Below are 19,383 nucleotides of genomic sequence, written 5' to 3'. Positions count from 1 at the left end.
CATCTTACGACAGTTGGACGCCGCGCCTCCCGGCAAGGTCAGTAAAGTATTGCCACGCCACGCGTCCGGAACGACTGCCGCGTGTGGCCTGCCATTCGATCGCCTCTGCCTTCAGGGTCGCATCATCAATCGCGACCCCATACGCATCGCAATAACCGCGGATCATCGCCAGATATTCATCCTGATCGCACGGATGGAAGCCAAGCCACAGGCCAAATCTGTCTGACAAAGACACCTTCTCTTCGACTGCTTCCGAAGGCGAAATAGCCGTTGAACGTTCATTCTCGATCATATCGCGTGGCATCAAATGACGACGATTTGATGTGGCAAAAAGCACCACGTTCTCCGGCCGGCCCTCAATCCCGCCATCCAGCACGGCCTTGAGCGACTTGTAATGCGCATCATCATGCCCGAATGACAAGTCATCACAAAACAGGATGAAACGCGCATCTGCCCCGCGCAGTAGGTTCAGGCAGCGTCCGATGGTCGGCAGGTCCTCGCGTTGGACCTCAACAATCTTCAGCAGCGGATAGTCGGTGGAAAGTGCGCCATGTACTGCTTTGACAAGGCTGGACTTTCCCATCCCTCGTGCGCCCCAGAGAAGCGCGTTATTCGCGGGCAACCCACGCGCAAACTGTGCAGTGTTTGCCATCAATGTATCACGAGACCGGTCTACACCAACCAAAAGCCCCACATCCACGCGGTTCACCCGTGCGATTGGTTCCAGACGGTCCGGATCGGGGTGCCAGACAAAAGCGGACGCCTGCGAAAAATCCGGCACTGGCGCTGGAGGCGCGCTCATCCGCTCCAGCGCATCAGCAATCCGGCGCAGCGCCTTTTTGGTCACGCTTTGGTATCCTCGTCATCCATGGCGGCTTCGCCATGCAGATCGTCATCCCACAGCCCTTCGGCGCGCAATTTGGCTTCACGCTGGCGCTCCACCCTGGCCACCAATTGGATCGACACTTCATAAAGACCATAGACCACGACGAACAGAATAACCTGCGAGATCACATCAGGCGGTGTCGCAAGGGCTGCGACAATCAGAATGCCCACGACCGCGTATTTCCGTGTGCCGCGCAGACCGCGTGCCGATACAAGCCCCGCCTTGCCCATCAAGGTCAGCAGAACAGGGAGTTGGAAGCAAAGGCCGAATGCGACGATGAATTTAATGGTCAGGTTGAGATAGGCCTTGGCCGACCCCTGAAACAGGATACCCGCGGCCTGTGTGCTGCCTTCGGTCCCGCTGACCAGGCTGCCAGGCTGCTGGAAGCCCAGGAAAAACCCAAAGGCCAGTGGCGTGATCACATAATAGGCAAAGGCCGCGCCAAGAAAGAACATGAAAGGCGAGGCGATCAGGAATGGCAGAAATGCCCCCTTCTCGCTCTTGTAAAGGCCCGGGGCGACGAACCGCCATAATTGGTAGGAGATAAACGGGAACCCCAGAACCAGACCGCCCAATAGCGAGATGGAAATCGCAACAAAGAAACCTTCCTCAAGCGCAATGAACTGCAGGTCACATTCCTGTCCGCGGGCCGCCAATGCGTCGCACAAAGGAAAGGTCAGGAAATTGAAAACCGGGTTCCAGACCGTGAAACAGATCACCATTCCGACGATAAAAGCGAGGACCGACCGGATCAGCCGGGTCCGCAGTTCCGTCAGGTGCTCGAGCAGCGGGGCAGAGCTGTCATCGATTTCGTCGGTGGCGCTCATGTGTCCGCCTCGGGCTTGGTTGCGGGGGCTGCTTCGGTCTCTCCTGCCTTACGCTCAATCGGTGGCTTGGCGATGGCGTCGCTCATCTTTTCCTTCGCGGCCTCGCGTTCCTCGGCAAGCGCCTGTGTCGCGGGGCCCTTGGTCATGCCAGTGGCTTCCTTGATCTTGTCCACGCCGAACTGCTGCGGGTTTGCCGCGGCCTTGATCGTGTTGGATACATCCTTGACCCCAGCTTCAGCCGCCGCTGCCTCCATCGCCCGCGAGAACTCGCGCGCCATACCGCGGGCCTTGCCAGTGAACTGACCCAACGCCCGGAACATGCCGGGCAGGTCCTTTGGCCCGATCACGATCAGGGCCACGATGCCGATCAGCACCATCTCACTCATGCCAAGGCCAAACATCAGGCGCGGTCCTTTTCAGGCAATCAGGCTTTGTCTTTTTCTTCTTCGGGCGTGACATCCTTGGCGCTGGCCATGCTATCATCAAGCTCTTTCTTGCCATCATCCACCCCCTTCTTGAAGGCGGTGATCCCTTTTCCGACTTCGCCCATAAGGCTGGAAATCTTGCCGCGCCCAAACAGGACCAGCACCACAACCGCGATCAGTAGAAGGCCGGGAAGGCCGATATTGTTGAGCATCTCATTCTCCTTTGGCGGAGGTCTGTTCCGCACGGATTGACTGTCTGGCTCACAAATAGGGCCGTATTGCGGTCAATGGAAGCACCAAATCGGACAAACCTCATGCCACAATGTCCTTTTTCATAAGGGATTTTGTAATATCGTGACAAAAACTTGTCAGTTGTCAGAAAATTGGCAAAACTCCCCCGAATCGAAAGGATTTTCATGCGACGCGCCGACCGCCTGATGCAGCTGGTTCAGATCCTGCGTGACGGGAGCTTGCACAAGGCTGGCGATCTGGCCGCGGCGACGCAGGTCTCCCTGCGGACCATCTATCGCGATATGGAAACGCTCGCGGCGTCCGGCGTGCCGATCGAAGGCGAACGGGGTATTGGCTACCGGGTCATTGCGGCGATCACCCTGCCCCCTTTGAACCTCACCATGACGGAGGTCGAAGCACTGCATCTGGGCCTGAGCGCGGTCGGACACAGCGATGATACCGAACTGTCAGCAGCGGCCCGTGCCCTGTCGGCCAAGCTGGACGCGGTGATGCCAGAAGACCGCAGCCGCGCCCCGGCAAGTTATGGCTTTGCCGTTTATCCATTTGCCGACGCCGCCCGCGGATTTCAGCATCTTCCTGTGATCCGGCAGGCCATACGCACCCGCCAGAAACTTGAGGTGGTCCTGAACGATCAACACCTGACGGTGCGCCCGTTGCAATTGGATTACTGGGGCCGCCTTTGGACCTGTGTTGTCTGGTGCGAGACCAGCAAGGAATTTGACGATATCCGTGTGGATCAGATTGCGGAGATGCGCATTCTGCCGAGCCTGTTTGTCGATGAACCTGGCAAATCCTTGACGGATTACAACACGCGACGGAGCGCCGCTAAAGCCAGTCCGCCGGCGAAATGACAGGCCTGAAATAGGCGATCATGCGGGGCATCATGGTGCGCGTTTCCCTCCAAGGGGCGACGCCGTGCAAAAGGTGCCGGTGTAACAAGACGACCTGCCCAGGCACGACCGCGAGAGGCTGCCTGTGACACGCGGCAAAAACCGTGCGACGGGTCTGCTGATACACATCCGTCACGTCAATATCGCCCCAATGCTCAGGTTCGACCCCGGCAAATCTCGCCCGAAATGCCGATTGCATAATCGCATGGCTCCCACGCCAAACGACCAGCGGGCTGGCCGTCACCGTATTGAGGGGCAAGCCTGCGACAAACCCGTGTGGTTCACGCAAATGTCTTCTGCGATCCGGCCCTTCCGGCAGCAAACCGTCTACATGTGCCGCATCCCTGTCGCGCCGATATCGATGTGCGGCTTCGCTTTCGTCGGCGTCACGCTGTGGATAGCCGGGAAACACCACCGATAACTGGGCGCGATGCCACTCTGCCGGCCGATCAACATGATCAAGCCAGCTTCCAGCCAGCGGGACGCCGGAAATTGACCCGTCGAGGGCATTAGGCAGTGCATCGACGCCGACAAACCATGTACCTCCATGTCGCCGCTCACCCGGACCATTTAGAACCCTATGCGCAACCTCGTGCGCTGCTTGTGCCCAGCGCAGAACAGCCTCCTCCGCCGGAAAGACGATATAGCCATCCCGCACAAGGGATGACGTCATAATCCGACCGCCTGCCGCAGCATGTTCAAAGCAACCAGTGTCAGAAAAATCCCGAATATTTTTCGCAACGGCTGCGGATCCATCCTGTGCGCCAGAGTGACGCCCCATGGTGTGGTTATCAGCGTCATGGCCACCACTAAGGCGAAGGCAAGCAGGTTGACTGACCCAAATGTGAAAGGGGGCGCATCGGGGATGTCGACCATGAGAAAGGCAAGAACAGACGGCACGGCAATGATCACGCCGAAACCCGATGCGGTCGCAACGGCCTTGTGCATGGGCACATTGTACAAGGTCATGACGGGAACCCCGAACGACCCACCCCCGATCCCCATCAAAACAGACAGAAAACCCACCACGGGTGACAAGACAGCACGTGTGATGCCCGTCGGCATGCGCCGCCCGAGCCGCCAGTGACTTTGCCCGAAAATCATATAGACACCGACTACGGCCACCAGAATGCCAAAGATCATTTGCAGCGCGGCCGATCTGAGCAGGGACGCAACAAAGACTCCCGCCAACGCGCCGATGACAATGCCAATGGCCCAGGTCCTGAGGATCGACCAGTCCACCGCCCCTTTTCGGTCATGTGCAAACACGGATCTGAGCGAGGTTACTATGATCGTGGCAAGCGATGTCGCAAGGCAAAGCTGCATGAGTTGTGGGCTATCATATCCCAGCGCGTTGAAAGCATAGAAGAAAGCCAGCACCAGAACGATTCCACCACCGACCCCCAACAGGCCCGCCAAAACACCGGCAATTGCGCCGATGACCAACAGCATCGCGCCCATGATCAGCAAAAGCATCATGTCTTCCATCAACGGGACCCTCTAAGCAGCCTGAGCGGTGATCTGACGCAACGCCTGAACGACGACCTCTGCCCCCGCGCCATCCGCATGGGCATTTTCAGAGAGGTAGCGGCGCCAGGCCCGCGCGCCGGGCCGCCCTTGAAACAGCCCAAGCATATGACGGGTGACCTGATGCAGGCGCCCCCCGGTCGCAACGTGGTCTTCGATGTAAGGCAACATCAGCACGACCACATCCTCTGCCGATCGGCCAAGCGGATCCCCGAAAATTCGAGCGTCGGCATCGCGTAGGATATCCGTCGGCGCATGGTATACCGCACGCCCGATCATCACACCATCCAAACCCTGGGCCAGAAACGCCTCGGCGGCATCAAGGCTTGCGATACCTCCATTGATCGACAAATGCAGATGCGGGAAAAGACCCTTCATTTGTAGGACGAGGTCATAATCCAGCGGCGGGATATCGCGGTTTTCCTTTGGCGACAGCCCTTGCAGCCAAGCCTTACGGGCGTGGATGGCAAAGCGGTCGACCCCGGACGCGCTGGCGCGCGTCAGAAAATCAGGCAGCACCTCGCGTGGATCCTGATCGTCGACGCCAATCCGGCATTTGACGGTGACAGGAATGTCCACCGCAGCGATCATCGCCGCACAGCAGCGGGCAACGAGGTCCGGATCTTCCATCAGCACAGCGCCAAAACTGCCCGACTGCACGCGGTCAGAGGGGCAACCGCAATTCAGGTTAACCTCATCATAGCCATAATCCGCTGCAATTCGGGCGGCTTCGGCCAATTGCGCCGGATCGGAACCACCAAGTTGCAACGCAACAGGATGCTCTGCCGGATCAAAGCCCAAAAGCCGATCGCGATCCCCGTGGATCACCGCGGGTGCGGTCACCATTTCAGTATAGAGCAAGCAGTGGCGCGACATCAGGCGATGCAGATAGCGGCAATGACTGTCCGTCCAATCCATCATCGGGGCGATAGAAAGTCTAGCATGTTGATTTATTTTCATTTTTTTCAAACTATTGAGGGGCAAAGTTACTACGCCGGAATACCCCTGATTTGCCCCTTTTCGACGACTCATTGCACAACCAGCGCACACGATATGGCCACTATAAGCAAGCTTCCCTCAGGTGGATACCGGGTCCAGATCAGACGCAAGGGCCGCTGGCCGTGCTGCGACCTTTCACCGTCGTGACGACGCCCACAAATGGGCCCGTCGGGCGGAGACACCTGTCGATCAGGGCCTGCCACCGAGCAAGTCATCCGCCGCCCGCCTCGCGACGTTTGGCGATCTCGTCGACCTGCATATAGACGATGACGCTCTACGGCTCCAACCGCGACGTGTTCCTGTTCCTCTTCGACGACTGAACCCGATCAAGGCAGGACTACCGCCCAACGGCTCGCCCGACCTCTATTTCCGAGGGTTCTACTGCTGGAATTCCGAGGTGGGCGCTAAAACGCTCGGCATCGCCAACTTCTACCCGCGTGCGGTCTGTCAGAACCGCAACCTCTGCGGCGTCGAGGACTTCCAAGGGATCACGATCCGGCAATCTAAATACGCCGCCTCCCACTTCGCCCACGAGGCCGCCCCGGCCCCCAGCCGCTTCGCCGACTCCTCGCCCGCACCCTTTATCGACGGCATCCGCGCAGCGCGCGAGAAGATCGTCGCGCGTTAGGACCAGTACCGTCAGGACTTCCTGTGCAAGCGCGGGCTCCGCCCCTGAGCCAACCTCCGGCTCTAAGTCTCGATGCTGCAGTCGTTGCCCGCACTGCTGCAGTTCGCCGTGCGTGCAAAGCTCGGAGTTGGTCGAACCTACAGTCTATGAAACTTAACTGTCGCTTACGACAAGAAAGCGACAGTAGGTCTGGGCAGATGCCCCACGCTTTCTAAGCATGGAACAAAGTCCCAACATAAAAGGCAATTACCGCGGCAAGACCGCCGATGAGTAGGGTTTCTAAAGCAGATCGCAACCAAGGACTAAGAGACCAGATGCTCTTCAACGCACCAATTGCGAAAAAGGTCACCAAAGTCATTATGGCCGAGATCCCAAATGCATTGCTCAATCCGAGAATGAACGGGAACAAAGGAACACTGCCGGCGATCAGGAACGCGATGAACGTTGTTGCGGCGGATTTGAACGGGTGTGGATCAACACCGCCCAGACCATATTCTCCCTCCATCATCAAAGTGATCCATCTTTCACGGTCTTGCGTTACAGCGTCAGTTGCCAGTCTTAGGACATCTCCCGTCAGGCCTTTTCTTGCCAGAATTTCTCTGACTTCGAGTCTCTCTCCTTCGGGAAACTCTCGGATGTGACGCTCCTCAATCTCGCGTATGCGGCGCATATTATCGAGCTCTGCCTTGGTCCCCGAATAATTGGCCGCCGCCATGGAAAATCCATCCGCCAGGACGTTGGCTATTCCCAAAGCAACGATAATTAAAGGTGAGAGTCCGGCTCCGGCAACGCCAGCAACAATTGCAAATGTGGTGACGGCGCCATCAATCGCTCCATAGACTGCGTCCCTCAGCACGCCTCTGCCAGTTGGGGCGCCAATTCGATGCGCGATTTCCTGTGGGGTATGCCCATGCTCAGTCACTGCGGTCTCCTCTTTTCTCAGGTTAGAGCCGGCAGCAGGCATTGCTTTAATCCAGATCAAAATCCTGCAGACTTTTCTGGGCTAGATCCGGACGGTCTCAGCAACACGGCTCATCGCGGTCTTGCTCAAAAACAAATTTGCGGGCAAACCCGCCCTTCGCCGCGCATATCCGAATTCAAAACAGGTCAGTCTTGTCGAGAGATTTGCTCGCATGAAACGGTGTGAGGTTCTTCGAGAGTACTCCCGAGATCAAAAACGGTATTGAGATGGATTGATGCAAATCTGTTTAATTGGGTTCAATCACGCCGAATTATCCAGCATGCCTCGGATCATGCGGCCTGCAGCCGGTCCTGTATCCCATCCTCCGCCACCAGTTTGCGCACGCAAAGGCGCAACAGCGGCGGCACCGTCAGCAATGTCAAGAACGCAGACATCGACAAGCCGCCAACACCACCCTGCACACCGTGCCATCGCTGCCGCAAAGGTGGGGGATAAAATCCGATTGCTCCAACGCGACGGTCGATGGACATTGGAGAACCTTCAAGGTCAACCGTTGGGTCGCATGGCCCAAGCGTGACAACCCCCAGCAGGGCATGTCTTTGTGTCAGGGGCAGTCGGCGCGGTCATCCGTTGGGGCAAGGCAGACAACGACAAAAACTTCGTTCAGTACCTCAAACGGGACAACTGGGAAACAGTGCTACCCGAAATGACCTTTGAATTGGAGGGTTCCTCGAACAGTAATTCTGTAACGGCCAGCGTAATTAACGCAGTCCAAGTCGTCCCTGAAAGCAGGGTTTCCAACGATGAGAGCGTTGATACAACAAAAGCCGAAACACTGGAAACGAGCGATGCGGACGATACCCAATTGGATGTTTTGAGAAGAATCCTTGTGGATGCTGTTGCCCAAACAAGGACATGGGGTGAGCTTTCTGAACGGCTGAATGACAGCAACATCAAACTTGCACCAAAAGGCGGGGGCTTGGTGGTCAGAAATTCCGACACCAATGAAGAACTCTGTAAACTCTCAGCAGTCAAGTTCAGCTATATCAATCTCATTCGTCACTACGGAGAGGGCTTTCCCAAGCACACCGCGACATGGCTTGTCGAGCGTGCGTTGAGCGATGAATACGTGCCGAAGGGCCCCAGGCGGTCGGAAAGGAAAAAGAGCTCTAGAAAGAAGTCGAGCGGGGACGATTTCGATCTCATCGAAGACTAGAGGGCGAGCGTGTTCTAAGCCGCCATACGACTCTAGACATTCAGTATCAATTTACTGAAATAGATAGTAATGAACTGCAGAATAGCGCGTGTATCCAAAAAAATTTAGCAGTAAGAGTAAGGAGTTGAACTCCTCCTGGCTCTTTCTCGCCAGATTCAAGTCTTCTAGAACCACCATCTAACAATTAGGTTTCCAAGCGTTGAAGCCACCCGCCTGCGTGGGTTGGTATCTGAGAAAACCAATGAAGGCACCTTTTTGCGCTGTATTCACATTTTTTGTATACGTGGCGGCTGCGTTCGCGGCATTTGCGGATGAACCGTTGGATATCGGGTCTGATCCTAACGAAAAAATCGGCAAAAGGGATCGCCCATCTGTCATCAGTAACATTCCGCCGAGGCCAGAGCTCCCTCCGCTAAATGTGCCTAACCGCGAAGTTAGAGAATACAATGCCACGGACTTCCAACCTGACGTATTGGGGCCAATTGAAGAGCATTATTTACCCCCATGTTCAGGATCAGAGGCGCGTATCTTGCTGGACGATGCACCATCTACAGGTGCAGGTCCACAGTGCGATCCGTTTGGCATTTAGTTATGTTTACCGAAGGTACATAACGGTTCTCACTGCACAAACTAAAAACAAAAGTGTGTAAGCCGCCCAAAAACGAATGCTTACGGTAGAGAGAACTAGGATGAGCGCTCAGCGCTCATCCTGTGTGCGACCAGAAAAGGGCGATTGTATATTTGACAAACCCACCCAGCTAGGGGATGCTCGGACTCTGCTTTAAGGAGATTCGAGATATGCCGTTTGTCAATTCATCAGCCATAAGCCGTATTGAGTGGGGCGGCGGAACGCTTTCAATCTGGTTCCACGAAAGCGGGCGCTATGATTACCCCAACTTTCCGGAGAGCGTTTACAACGCCTTCCTTGCAGCGCGGTCAAAGGGTGAGTTCTACAACGACTACATCAAAGATCGTTACTAATCCCGATTGACTGTCACCCATGCGGGGCCTTGCACCGTCTTTGTCAGCTTGTCATCAGGTCCTAAGAACACAGCTTGAACGCCTTCGCGGCGTGATAACTCACGCTGAAGGTCACATGTGGGAATATCTCTCAGGGTCGGCACTGATGACATGTCATTCATAGCAATCTCCTTGTGGTATTATGATACCGTATCAGATTGCCATTGTGAACCGATTAATCTTTCGTGCGGTCGTCTTTTTCTGCTGGTTTCTGCTTCACCAGCTTGCCTAGCTTTTCGTTGAAGCGCTGCTCATCGTCGTCCGTCCCGATCTCGCGGGCGGCTTCTTTGAAGCGGTCTAGTTGGGATTTGCTGTTAGTCGTCATCTGGAAACATTTCTGGTTGTGGCGGAGATGGGGGCGGGCATATTTTCAAGCGAACCTTGTCTCGCCGTGGAAGAATTCCGTCAAACTTGATCAGGTCTCTGCCGTCGAAGGTGTGAAGCTCATCTAAGTTCGCCAGCAGACAACTCGCTACATGAACAGCGTCCTGCGGCTTTCCCAAACCTGGATGTTTGCGCAGTAAGCGCCGTGCCAAGTTGCCGACGTCTACATCGACATTGATCTTCTTGATGAACTCTTCCTCAATGAAATCTTCAAATGCCCTGTCTTGCTCTTCTTGAATGCCTACTGCCGCCTTGTCGCATTTCTTCTTCCACACCTCTGCCAATGTAAAAGCTGAGGTCCACAATTCTGCTTCGCCGCGCTTCGCAAGGTCGATAACATGACGGCAGCGCTCTACCCGATCAGTATCTGATTGGGTAATCAATTCGATCCAAAGACATGCATCCCAGTAGTATTTCGGCACATCAGCCAAAGTCGTTCTCTCTCAGCTTGTCAATGTATTCGTAAGCAGGAAGTCCGCCTGTAAATTCGGGGTCACGAAGATCAGAGAGCCTTGTGCCCTTGGTTTCAATAAATGCAATGCGCCCATCATAGACGCGAACTATTTTACCGTTGGGATCGTAGTTGATAACGCCTCGGACTCGCGCTCTACGATGCGTCCACACATCGCCCGCCGTCAAACTATTCTCAATCTCATCTCTGGCGTCACTGGAAATTCGACACTGAATTTCGCGCCCGCTTCGATGCTCCTTAAGTTTTATGGAAGGTTCATCGTAGTCTGTGCTGAGGTCAATAATCCGGCCCTCAATAGACCCAATCTCCTTTCGAGAGAATGTGCTGAAGAGGTATTCGTATTCCTCATCGTCTTCTCCGTTTATTGCCGCTAGGGATCGCTCAGCTTGCTTGGGCTGAATCTCATATATCGCGTCATCTCCCAAGTCGATGATTGTGCGGCCTATCCCATTGAGGTTGCGCATTAGTATCCTTTTCGCAATCTCGCGCTTCTCTTGCGGAAAATCAGAGTCTAGAGGACGGCCCTCCTGCAGTCTGGCAAGCCCCCGTTCAATTACGGCCACATGATCTCTAACTTGACCGTAGGCGGGCGCATTGGTTCTCAAATCCACCGGTGCGCCTTCGGCGGTGAACGGGGAGTTGGTGCTTGCAAAAACCAGATTCCAAACAACGTCAGACTGCCCTCGGTCCGTAAGAAGATCGAAGTAGTCCATGACTTGCTGCATGGCGTCTCGAATATCGAGAATATCCGGGTGCTCCGGGGAAGCCTCGACAGTGATTTTCTTTGGTTTCATTGTTTTCTGCGCCTCCGGCACCGATTCTACGCGCCCAATGAGTCCCGGTAAAGCAGTCGTTTGCCTACCGCGGCGTTAAGTGCGATGTGCGCGCGTTCAGCATCGTCAACACCATTCGCAACGCGGTTGTTGTAGCGGAAATCAAACTCTGCCGCATAGCGGTGCAAGTGCTGCTTGCCGCAGTGCTGATACACGCCCTTCATGCCGCGCTTGAAGATGCTGTAAAAGCCTTCGACGGTGTTGGTGTGGATTTCGCTATCAGCATAATCAACGTACTGACCTGCGCTGTGGTTGGTCCAACCATGAGCGTCAAACACCTTGCCAGCACCGATGCCCTGATACTGGCGGGCTTCGTCGGTCATGACATAGGCTTCGCGGGCGATGTTCTCTTGCAGGATCGGGATCAGCGTTGTCTTTTTCAGATCATCCACCACGATAGACTTGGCGCGCTTGGTTTCGCGGTCCACCAGTGTCAGCATCTTCATCTTGTGATCGCCGCCACGGGCGTTCTTAGCCTTCTTTACGCCTGGTTCCTTGCCGATGAATGTCTCGTCAACTTCAACAACGCCACCACCGTTACCAAAGCCCACCAGAGCGCCATCACGCATGCACTCACGGATCCGATGGGTCAGGAACCATGCGGACTTGTAGGTGATGCCCAGAACACGGTGTAGCTGGTGGCTGCTGATACCCTTCTTGCTGGATACCATCAGGTGAATGGCTTGCAGCCACAGGTGAAGTGGCAGGTGGCTTTCTTCAAAGATAGTGCCTTTGCGTACCGTGAACTGACCACGGCAATCGCGGCACTTCCATAGGCCGTGGCGCTCTTTACCTTCGGGGTTCTTCTTGCTGGGCTTGGTGCGAACGCCTTGCAGTTTGTAGGCGCTATCGACGACACCACAGTGCGGGCAAACTGTTCCATTGGCCCAGAGAATGCTTTCGACATGCGCAAAGGCTGCGGCTTCATCGTGCATATATGGGGCGGATAGAACAGACATGGTGGTTTCCTTTAACTCTATGAATTATAGATAGGAAATATCCTTGGGTTTGTCAAGTATACAATCGCCCAGAAAAGACATGGTTGCCAATGGAAACAGAACCACCACTTTCGGCTTCCGTTTTGTTCTGCCAGTTGGGAAGAAGATTGCTCTGATGACCGTTGTTGACGTAGCCTGAATTATGCTTACGCGTCGCGCGCTTGATGTCTTTGACGATCTTCTCGCCATGGCTCTTCGTTGTCTTTCTCATCGTCCACTCCTCAGTGGCTACGATGAGCAACAAACACTCTCTTAGCAAATGACCCTACTTGGACCCATAAGCGCTGACGTCAGACACCTAAGCTTTTCCGATGCTTGAGGAGATCATCTAACGCTGATCATCATCAATACATGCCTGCGACCGTACAATACAGCTAGCCCGAGAGATAAACGTCCTCTAGCCCACTACGGAAAGATCCTTGGTTGGGTTTTGTCACACTGTAAACCTAGGTCCATCATCTCTCCCCCCCAGTCAACCGCGAACCGGTTTCCTTGGCGCAATCCACAATGCTTTACTCAAATCAATTCTTCTGCGTAATATTCAGTCCATATTTTATTGATTTTTGGTAGGAGATTACGCGGTGACCTCATTCGTATTGCCAGGAGTAGCAGTAACATCTGCTGGACAGGAGGATGTACCAGAACAACTCAAGGACATTCTAAACGTCACGGAAACGCATGAAACGTGGTTGGGTACGTCGCGCGATGGCTCGGCCATCGACGCCCGTACTGACGTAGGTGAACTAGCCGATGATGATATTGTTGAAATTCGCCTCGAAGGGGGGATGAAACTGTGGCAGTCGGTGGAGGCGACGCGCGAGGACTTTGCAACCGCCGACAGGTCAGTGTCTGATCAGGCGCTACTTGTGCCGAGAACACTACATTTGGGCGATACAACAACGTCGCGGGATGGGGCTGGCTTGGCCGTTGAAGGCGTCAAGGTCATCAAATCCAGCTTTGCAGGCAAAGCAGGCGAAATGACGGCACTGACCGTGGCACGCCATATCGAAGGTAAGCTTAATCTCGGGTTTCACCGCTGCGTCCGCCAGGATGCGAGTGACGGTCCCAGTATCGCGTTTCGCTCGGCACGACCTTCGGCCATCGATGCCGGCAAGCCGATGTTGGTGCTAGTCCATGGCACCTTTTCGTCGACCCAGGGCAGTTTTGGCGATCTGGCTGACACACCCGAGGGACAATCGGACCTTTGGTCGGCCTTGGAAGCGGCGTTTCCCGCAGGCATCTTTGCACTGGAACACGCGACCGTCACTGACAACCCATTACAGAACGCGATCGAGTTAGTCGAAGGTTTGCCGCAGGGAGCAAAGCTGTCGCTCCTGTCCCATTCGCGTGGCGGCCTAGTGGCTGAACTGGTCGCACGCGCCGCACGGTTTGACCCGGACACGCGGAAGATGACACCCGGCGACGTCTACGACGACATCGATCTCGCGATCCTTAGTAATGGTGGTGAGGAGACCGAACCGCTTGAGAGGCTAAGCAAGGCGATCACACGCAAGAAAATCACCGTCGAACGGCTGATCCGTATCGCGGGTCCGCTTGGGGGCACCACGCTCGCCTCACAGCGTCTGGATCGAACCCTCTCAGTGGCGCTCAACTCGCTCGAACTCATTCCAGCACTTAGGGCGTCTGTTACCTATGACTTGCTCAAGGCTTTCCTGATTGGGTTTGTTAAGGCAAAAAATGACACTTTGCCAGGTCTTGAGGCGATGATGCCAACGTCAGCGATTGTAAAGCTGCTCAATCAGGCGGATGTGATGTCATCGGGTTCACTGTATGTGATTGCAGGCGACAACGAAGGCAAAGGCATTTTTCGCAAGTTACGCAACTTGGCTGTTGATGTCTTCTTCGGCTCCGAAAACGACTTTGTCGTGAACACGCCATCAATGAGCAAAGGGCTGAAACGAGCAACGCCGCCCACGGTGACCCCGGTCGTATCACCAGAGATCACCCATTTTTGCTACTTCCGCGATGACACCAGCCGCGATGCAATTTTGACTGCGGCCAACTCGGCAGCTCCATTGCCGATCGCGGACAACGCGGGCGAAAACCTGTTTGCTGAATTTCCGAAGACCGGGATCGATGTACCACGGGCGCGCGATGCGGGCACCTTACCTGTGTGCTTCTATCTGCCGGGCGTGATGGGAACCCACCTGCGCCACGACCGGAAATGGATCTGGTCGAACCCATTCCGCATGGCAACAGGCGGCCTGAGCCGCCTACGCATGCCAGGGACCGGCGTGACACCGGACGAGATGATGGATCGATACTATGGCGATCTTGCGCAATTCCTGTCTCGCAGCCATGACGTCATCCTGTTCCCTTACGATTGGAGGCAAAGCGTATTGACCACCGGAGCCGTGCATCTGGCCGAGCAGGTGCGCAAGGCGTTGGATGAGACAGAACAACCCATCCGTTTTTTGGCGCATTCGATGGGCGGGCTAGTGGTGCGCGCCTTCATCGACGCCGAACCTGAGCTTTGGGCCGAAATCAAACGCAGGGATGGTAGCCGCTTTGTGATGCTTGGCACACCCAATGGCGGCGCGTTTTCAATGATACATACGATGCTCGGCCGCGCTAAGGCCATACGCCAGCTTGCCGCGCTCGATGTGACACATTCGCTTGAAGAACTGCTGGACATCGTCACCTCGATGCCGGGACCAGCGCAACTTTTGCCTTCCGACGCCAACGGGCATTACCTGAAGCAGAGCTCGTGGGAGACGCTAAGCCGACAGGACGACGGTGATTGGGTAGTCCCGCCAAGCAATGTGTTTGCAGAGTCGCGCAAGGCTCATGACTTGTTTGGACGGCAAAAACTTGATCCCGATTTGGTGTGCTATGTCGCGGGTTTGGGCAAGGAGCCGACGCCGTCTGACTTGAAGATCAATCAACAGGCAAAAGGCTCTAATCGTGTTCAGTTCCTCGGTACTCACCAAGGCGATGGCACTGTCACCTGGGCCACGGGTATTCCAAAGGGCATTGAGCCTTACTACATGAATGCGATTCACGGAGACATGGCGCGAACAACTTCGGCCTTCCCGGCAATTCTCGATCTGTTGAACAAAGGGCATACCTCTGTGCTCTCTACAGAGCCGCTCGTCGCATCTCGTGACGGCGCCGCCGGTCCCGTTGTCATGCCGGACCGAGACCTCGACGTGTTCCCGGACGCAACAGACTTGCTAGACAGTTTTATAGGCGCAGATGCGCCACGTCGAGGCCCAGCCGATGACACACCGCAGCGGACCAAGGTCACTATGGTCCATGGCGACCTGCGCTTTTCAAAGCATCCCGTGTTAGTGGGCCACTACATGGGCGACCCAATTAATGGCGCCGAAGGAGCACTGGATAGTTGTCTGGGTCACAATTTGAGCGATGTACGGAATTTGGGCCTTTATCCAGGAGAGATTGAGACATGTGAGGTGGTCCTTCGTATGGGCCGCAACCCGGCTGGCGCAGTCGTAGCGGGGTTGGGCCGTTTTGGAGATCTTACGCCAGGAAAGCTGCGTAAGACCGTGAATCGCGCTGTAATGCGGTACGCCCTGACCCTGCGGCGCCGCGCCGTGGAACAGGGTAATACCCACGAAGAAATGGAACCCATCTGCCTGACAACGCTGGTGATCGGCCACAAAGGCGCTAACATGACAATCCAGCAGTCGGTGCAAACCATTCTGGAGGCTGTAGCAGACGCCAATATTGCACTGAGAGACACGCCGATTGCGCGTCTGGAATTTGTCGAGATATACGAGGATACAGCGTTCAAGGCGGCCAGCGCATTGCACAATTCCAGTCTCAACGGTTCGGTTGCGGGGCTGATTGACTTCGATCGCAAAATCAAATCTGGGGACGGGGCGCTCTTGCGGATGGACTTTGGCCTGGAAAGCGGAACCTGGCAGCGGATTAGCGTGTCACGCGCTAAGGATCCAGATGATAAAGGAAACCCTGACCAGTTGGATTTTACCGTGATATCGGATGGGGCCAAAGCCGAGTTCAAAAAAACGGCCGTTCAGGCGGATGTCATCGATGAATTGCTTGCCGAAAGCCGAAAGACCACCGCTACGGATCGCTCGCTGGGACAGCTTCTATTCCAGCTAATGATCCCAGTTGAACTTAAGGCCTTCGCCCAGAATGACCAGAACATCCAGTTGCTTCTTGACGAAAACACGGCCGCCGTCCCCTGGGAGCTGATGGAAGACTCCGTGAGTGTCTTTGGTGATGGCCTTTACCAAAATACGGCAGAAGAAGACTTTCGTCCCTTGGTCGTGCGCACACCAGTCATACGTCAACTTGTGTCGCCAGGCGCTACAGTGCCTCGGGCCCGGTTCAAAAACGTGCTTGTCGTGGGTGACCCCAAAAGCAGTTTGCCCATTCTGCGCGGGGCTGAGCGGGAAGCCAAACGGGTAGCCGAACAGATCAAGGGGCACGGTGGGTTCAACGTAAATGCGCTGATCCGCTCAGAAAACGGGCTGACCGTCCTAAAGGAGGTCATGCTCACACAGTACAAGATCATGCACTTTGCCGCGCACGGTGTGTATGAAGAAAAGAGCGGCCATGTGAAGGCGGGTCTTGTTTTGTCTGACGGGGTGAGCCTGACTTCGGCCGAATTTCGGAACATGGAATACGTGCCAGAGTTTGTGTTCCTTAACTGCTGTCACATTGGCCGGATCGAGGAGAACACTGCCCCAATCGCAGCTGATCTCAGCCGAACTCTGATCGACAAGGGCGTGAGGGCGGTAATTGCCGCCGGATGGGCGGTAGATGATGCTGCTGCAGATCTTTTTGCCAAAGAATTCTATGACAGCATGTTGAATGGTTGGTCATTTGGCGACGCGGTGCACCACGCCCGGATGGCGGTGTTCAAACACCATCCGGACACAAATACGTGGGGCGCCTATCAATGCTACGGAGACCCCGAATATCGCTTCAAAGAACCAAAAGATGGGACCAGAAACGGGAACAGTGCCAAGACCTACTATTCGTCTGCTCATGCTCGCAAGGCAGCAATCAACATCGCACGGGACGTGGGCAGTGGAATTCGCCGCCGTGCCGATCTTGTGGCTGAGCTCGATGCTCTGATGAAAGGAGCAGACCCCGCTTGGGAAAGCGACGCCCGCTGGTGTGAGGCTGTTGCCCGCGCCTATGCCAAGCTTGACGTCTTTGCACCTGCGATCAAGTTGCTGGAACGAGCCCGTGCCAACTATCGCGCAACGCTGACCGTGGATGCCATCGAATTGCTGGAGCACTTGAAAGTCCGCGCTGCGACTTATGATTGGAGCCGCGCCGTGCACGCGGCAGAGGCCGCGGAGGGTGCCGCGAAACAAACTGCGGATGCGCTTGTGGTAGAACGTGTCAAGGCGCAACGGCGAACCGTTTCTGCAGCGCTCAAATGTCTCAAGGATCTCGACAAAATGTTAGGATCCGAGGAAGTGCCTGCACTCAGCGAGCGTCGTGAGTCTCTCAAGGGCACAGTGTGCAAGCGAAGAGTCCTCACACGCGCGTCAAAGGCCTCTCAAAATACTGCACTGAAGGAAATGATTGGATACTACAAATCTGCTAAGGACCTTGCCGCTGCAGGCGATCCAAGCCGATTGACACCGCATCCAACGTTCAACTGGCTCTCTGGCCACGTCGTACTTGGCTCAAAGGATGTGGAAGGGCAATCCTTTGAGGCGATCTTTGCCCAGATGCTAGCCCAGAACACCATACATGAGAACAACTCTCCAGGGTTCTGGACTGCGGTTCTGCCAGCTGAAATCGACATTCTACGTGGCATGCTGGCCGGATCAACCCAGCGGGAAGCAATTTTCAAACGCTTTGAGGAAGGATTCTGCTTTGCCTGGAATCGTGGAGCGGCCTTTGGCCAGGCACGATCGATTCGCGAACATGTACATTTTCTCAAGGCGATGTCGCGTGATACTGGACAGCAGATCTGGATGACGCGGATCCAGACATTCCTGAACGATCTGACGTGGCCGTACCGAAACGAACATAAAGACGAGTTTTAGCCGTTCCGCATATGAAGCCGAATTGGAAAGCGGTTAAAAAACGCGTTGTATCGCCCAAAAGCCAAAACAGAGCAGGATCACTATTTCAACGCCAATTGGGAAGCTGTTATGGAGATGTTGTCAGTGCTGGCAGTCAAGGTCGTGCGGGTATTCGTCAATTGGTTTGACACGACGTCAACGACCAAAAAAATCGAACGGAGTTCGAATTTTGATGCGGAACCTCGATCCTAGTTCGTATCGATCCGCAACCGAACACAATAGAATTCTGAAACTGGATACGGCACTTCCATCTTCATTCGATCCCCATCATGCAATACCCGCGCTTGATCTTCGGCGCAGCATCTTTCGCGGCTTCTATGTGTTGGACGTGTCGCGGTTTGATGCCGCTCCTTTGATAGCATTTATTGCAACAAAGGAGACGAACTATGGGACTGAAACGGACGGACGAATTCCGTGCTGATGCGGTGCGGATCGCGCTGACGAGTGGCCTGACACGCAAGCAGGTGGCTTCAGATTTGGGTGTCGGATTATCGACGTTGAACAAATGGGTGACGGCACATCGAGACACTGAGGTGGTGTCTGACAAGGACCTCGACCTTGCTCGTGAGAATGAACGGCTTCGGCGCGAGAACCGAATTCTCAAGGAGGAGAGGGATATTCTAAAAAAGGCCACGGCCTTCTTCGCGAGCCAAAAGCCATGAGGTTCAGGTTCATTGAAGAGCATGGCCGCGATTTCCCGACCAACCGTCTTTGCAAGGTTTTAGATGTCAGTGAGCGTGGCCTGCGCGCCTATCGCAGCCGACCTGCCAGCCAAAGACAACGGACAGACATGATCGTTCTGGCCCATATCAAGGAACAGTCTCGTCTCAGCCTGGGCAGCTACGGCCGTCCGAGAATGACGGAAGAACTGAAAGAGCTTGGTTTGAACATTGGCCACCGCCGCGTCGGCAGGCTCATGCGTGAGAACGGCATTCGGGTTGAAAGGTCAAAGAAATACAAGGTGACGACCGATAGCAACCATGCGTTTAACATTGCGCCGAACCTGCTGAACCGAGACTTCCGTGCCGATCGACCGAACCAGAAGTGG

General features: G+C 55.2%; 19 protein-coding genes and 2 pseudogenes. 6 read left to right on the top strand and 15 right to left on the bottom strand.

Features of this window, described 5'->3' with window-relative positions; genetic code table 11:
• Positions 1 to 4 precede the first annotated feature (4 nt).
• From ACFWW2_RS02960 to ACFWW2_RS02945, 4 genes are read right to left on the bottom strand one after another with little or no spacing between them, the layout of a single operon-like run.
• Positions 5 to 802 carry an ATP-binding protein gene (locus tag ACFWW2_RS02960; protein WP_393926172.1) on the bottom strand — a complete coding sequence of 266 codons (798 nt, stop codon included), beginning with the start codon at positions 800 to 802 and terminating at the stop codon, positions 5 to 7.
• Between the two features lie 41 nt (positions 803 to 843).
• Entirely contained in the window at positions 844 to 1,713 is an 870-nt protein-coding gene (tatC, locus tag ACFWW2_RS02955; RefSeq protein WP_393926015.1) for a twin-arginine translocase subunit TatC, read from the bottom strand.
• Positions 1,710 to 2,114 (bottom strand): Sec-independent protein translocase protein TatB, encoded by a 405-nt coding sequence (gene tatB, locus ACFWW2_RS02950; protein ID WP_393926013.1) that lies wholly within the window; start codon positions 2,112 to 2,114, stop codon positions 1,710 to 1,712. The genes tatC and tatB overlap by 4 nt, the downstream gene beginning before the upstream one ends.
• A 23-nt stretch (positions 2,115 to 2,137) precedes the next feature.
• The gene (locus ACFWW2_RS02945) at positions 2,138 to 2,350 is read right to left on the bottom strand and encodes a twin-arginine translocase TatA/TatE family subunit (protein ID WP_393926011.1); all 213 of its coding nucleotides are present in this window, start codon (positions 2,348 to 2,350) and stop codon (positions 2,138 to 2,140) included.
• A gap of 204 nt (positions 2,351 to 2,554) precedes the next feature.
• Between ACFWW2_RS02945 and ACFWW2_RS02940 the strand changes: the two genes are divergently transcribed.
• Positions 2,555 to 3,241, top strand: coding sequence for a helix-turn-helix transcriptional regulator (locus tag ACFWW2_RS02940; RefSeq protein ID WP_393926009.1), 687 nt, complete (start codon positions 2,555 to 2,557; stop codon positions 3,239 to 3,241).
• Here ACFWW2_RS02940 and ACFWW2_RS02935 read toward each other — a convergent pair.
• Genes ACFWW2_RS02935 through dusA form a run of 3 tightly spaced genes read right to left on the bottom strand, consistent with a single transcriptional unit; the run spans position 3,216 to position 5,767 of the window.
• Positions 3,216 to 3,953, bottom strand: a complete 738-nt coding sequence (locus ACFWW2_RS02935) for a hypothetical protein (protein ID WP_393926007.1) — start codon at positions 3,951 to 3,953, stop codon at positions 3,216 to 3,218. The two genes, ACFWW2_RS02940 and ACFWW2_RS02935, sit on opposite strands and share 26 nt — an antisense overlap.
• A complete protein-coding gene (locus ACFWW2_RS02930; RefSeq protein ID WP_393926005.1) occupies positions 3,950 to 4,768 on the bottom strand; it encodes a sulfite exporter TauE/SafE family protein in 819 nt (272 codons plus the stop codon). The genes ACFWW2_RS02935 and ACFWW2_RS02930 overlap by 4 nt, the downstream gene beginning before the upstream one ends.
• 12 nt (positions 4,769 to 4,780) lie before the next feature.
• The gene (dusA, locus tag ACFWW2_RS02925) at positions 4,781 to 5,767 is read right to left on the bottom strand and encodes a tRNA dihydrouridine(20/20a) synthase DusA (protein WP_393926003.1); all 987 of its coding nucleotides are present in this window, start codon (positions 5,765 to 5,767) and stop codon (positions 4,781 to 4,783) included.
• Positions 5,768 to 6,069: 302 nt separating this feature from the next.
• Between dusA and ACFWW2_RS02920 the strand changes: the two are divergent.
• Positions 6,070 to 6,431, top strand: a pseudogene (locus ACFWW2_RS02920) (DUF932 domain-containing protein); the annotation flags it as partial.
• Positions 6,432 to 6,645: 214 nt separating this feature from the next.
• Here ACFWW2_RS02920 and ACFWW2_RS02915 read toward each other — a convergent pair.
• Entirely contained in the window at positions 6,646 to 7,356 is a 711-nt protein-coding gene (locus tag ACFWW2_RS02915; protein ID WP_393926170.1) for a VIT1/CCC1 transporter family protein, read from the bottom strand.
• A gap of 329 nt (positions 7,357 to 7,685) precedes the next feature.
• Entirely contained in the window at positions 7,686 to 7,886 is a 201-nt protein-coding gene (locus ACFWW2_RS02910; RefSeq protein WP_393926001.1) for a hypothetical protein, read from the bottom strand.
• Between the two features lie 71 nt (positions 7,887 to 7,957).
• Here ACFWW2_RS02910 and ACFWW2_RS02905 point away from each other — a divergent pair, with 71 nt between their 5' ends.
• Positions 7,958 to 8,572: a hypothetical protein gene (locus ACFWW2_RS02905; protein ID WP_393925999.1), complete on the top strand. Its 615-nt coding sequence runs from the start codon at positions 7,958 to 7,960 to the stop codon at positions 8,570 to 8,572.
• A gap of 798 nt (positions 8,573 to 9,370) precedes the next feature.
• Positions 9,371 to 9,553 (top strand): KTSC domain-containing protein, encoded by a 183-nt coding sequence (locus ACFWW2_RS02900; RefSeq protein WP_393925997.1) that lies wholly within the window; start codon positions 9,371 to 9,373, stop codon positions 9,551 to 9,553.
• On the opposite strand, the gene ACFWW2_RS02895 is transcribed toward ACFWW2_RS02900, so the two are convergent.
• From ACFWW2_RS02895 to ACFWW2_RS02870, 6 genes are all read right to left on the bottom strand, one after another.
• Complete coding sequence (locus ACFWW2_RS02895; protein WP_393926168.1) at positions 9,550 to 9,705, bottom strand: BC1881 family protein; 156 nt, start codon at positions 9,703 to 9,705, stop codon at positions 9,550 to 9,552. The genes ACFWW2_RS02900 and ACFWW2_RS02895 overlap by 4 nt on opposite strands.
• Positions 9,706 to 9,767: 62 nt before the next feature.
• Positions 9,768 to 9,917 carry a hypothetical protein gene (locus tag ACFWW2_RS02890; RefSeq protein WP_393925995.1) on the bottom strand — a complete coding sequence of 50 codons (150 nt, stop codon included), beginning with the start codon at positions 9,915 to 9,917 and terminating at the stop codon, positions 9,768 to 9,770.
• Positions 9,907 to 10,398 carry a type II toxin-antitoxin system VapC family toxin gene (locus ACFWW2_RS02885; protein ID WP_393926166.1) on the bottom strand — a complete coding sequence of 164 codons (492 nt, stop codon included), beginning with the start codon at positions 10,396 to 10,398 and terminating at the stop codon, positions 9,907 to 9,909. The genes ACFWW2_RS02890 and ACFWW2_RS02885 overlap by 11 nt, the downstream gene beginning before the upstream one ends.
• 1 nt (position 10,399) lies before the next feature.
• A complete protein-coding gene (locus tag ACFWW2_RS02880; protein WP_393925993.1) occupies positions 10,400 to 11,242 on the bottom strand; it encodes a hypothetical protein in 843 nt (280 codons plus the stop codon).
• A gap of 26 nt (positions 11,243 to 11,268) precedes the next feature.
• Positions 11,269 to 12,240, bottom strand: a complete 972-nt coding sequence (locus ACFWW2_RS02875; protein WP_393925991.1) for an IS1595 family transposase — start codon at positions 12,238 to 12,240, stop codon at positions 11,269 to 11,271.
• 52 nt (positions 12,241 to 12,292) lie between these two features.
• Complete coding sequence (locus tag ACFWW2_RS02870) at positions 12,293 to 12,490, bottom strand: hypothetical protein (RefSeq protein ID WP_393925989.1); 198 nt, start codon at positions 12,488 to 12,490, stop codon at positions 12,293 to 12,295.
• Between the two features lie 1,003 nt (positions 12,491 to 13,493).
• On the opposite strand from ACFWW2_RS02870, the gene ACFWW2_RS02865 reads away from it, so the two are divergent.
• Together ACFWW2_RS02865 and ACFWW2_RS02860 are read left to right on the top strand one after the other, a co-directional pair.
• A complete protein-coding gene (locus ACFWW2_RS02865) occupies positions 13,494 to 18,296 on the top strand; it encodes a CHAT domain-containing protein (RefSeq protein WP_393925987.1) in 4,803 nt (1,600 codons plus the stop codon).
• A gap of 425 nt (positions 18,297 to 18,721) precedes the next feature.
• Positions 18,722 to 19,383, top strand: a pseudogene (locus ACFWW2_RS02860) (IS3 family transposase); the annotation flags it as partial.

It is taken from the genome of Yoonia sp. R2-816, from assembly GCF_046762905.1.
Classification (GTDB): Bacteria; Pseudomonadota; Alphaproteobacteria; order Rhodobacterales; family Rhodobacteraceae; genus Yoonia.
The sequence above is the reverse complement of the archived record's forward strand: the minus strand, read 5'-3'. Positions and strand labels throughout refer to the sequence as shown.

Bases quoted from the DNA above. Each gene is read 5' to 3' on its own strand.
- ACFWW2_RS02940 (WP_393926009.1), top strand. From the start codon at position 2,555: ATGCGACGCGCCGACCGCCTGATGCAGCTGGTTCAGATCCTGCGTGAC.
- ACFWW2_RS02890 (WP_393925995.1), bottom strand. From the start codon at position 9,917: ATGACGACTAACAGCAAATCCCAACTAGACCGCTTCAAAGAAGCCGCC.
- tatC (WP_393926015.1), bottom strand. From the start codon at position 1,713: ATGAGCGCCACCGACGAAATCGATGACAGCTCTGCCCCGCTGCTCGAG.
- dusA (WP_393926003.1), bottom strand. From the start codon at position 5,767: ATGAAAATAAATCAACATGCTAGACTTTCTATCGCCCCGATGATGGAT.
- ACFWW2_RS02870 (WP_393925989.1), bottom strand. From the start codon at position 12,490: ATGAGAAAGACAACGAAGAGCCATGGCGAGAAGATCGTCAAAGACATC.
- ACFWW2_RS02960 (WP_393926172.1), bottom strand. From the start codon at position 802: ATGAGCGCGCCTCCAGCGCCAGTGCCGGATTTTTCGCAGGCGTCCGCT.
- ACFWW2_RS02930 (WP_393926005.1), bottom strand. From the start codon at position 4,768: ATGGAAGACATGATGCTTTTGCTGATCATGGGCGCGATGCTGTTGGTC.
- tatB (WP_393926013.1), bottom strand. From the start codon at position 2,114: ATGTTTGGCCTTGGCATGAGTGAGATGGTGCTGATCGGCATCGTGGCC.
- ACFWW2_RS02895 (WP_393926168.1), bottom strand. From the start codon at position 9,705: ATGTCATCAGTGCCGACCCTGAGAGATATTCCCACATGTGACCTTCAG.
- ACFWW2_RS02935 (WP_393926007.1), bottom strand. From the start codon at position 3,953: ATGACGTCATCCCTTGTGCGGGATGGCTATATCGTCTTTCCGGCGGAG.
- ACFWW2_RS02945 (WP_393926011.1), bottom strand. From the start codon at position 2,350: ATGCTCAACAATATCGGCCTTCCCGGCCTTCTACTGATCGCGGTTGTG.
- ACFWW2_RS02875 (WP_393925991.1), bottom strand. From the start codon at position 12,240: ATGTCTGTTCTATCCGCCCCATATATGCACGATGAAGCCGCAGCCTTT.
- ACFWW2_RS02900 (WP_393925997.1), top strand. From the start codon at position 9,371: ATGCCGTTTGTCAATTCATCAGCCATAAGCCGTATTGAGTGGGGCGGC.
- ACFWW2_RS02880 (WP_393925993.1), bottom strand. From the start codon at position 11,242: ATGAAACCAAAGAAAATCACTGTCGAGGCTTCCCCGGAGCACCCGGAT.
- ACFWW2_RS02910 (WP_393926001.1), bottom strand. From the start codon at position 7,886: ATGTCCATCGACCGTCGCGTTGGAGCAATCGGATTTTATCCCCCACCT.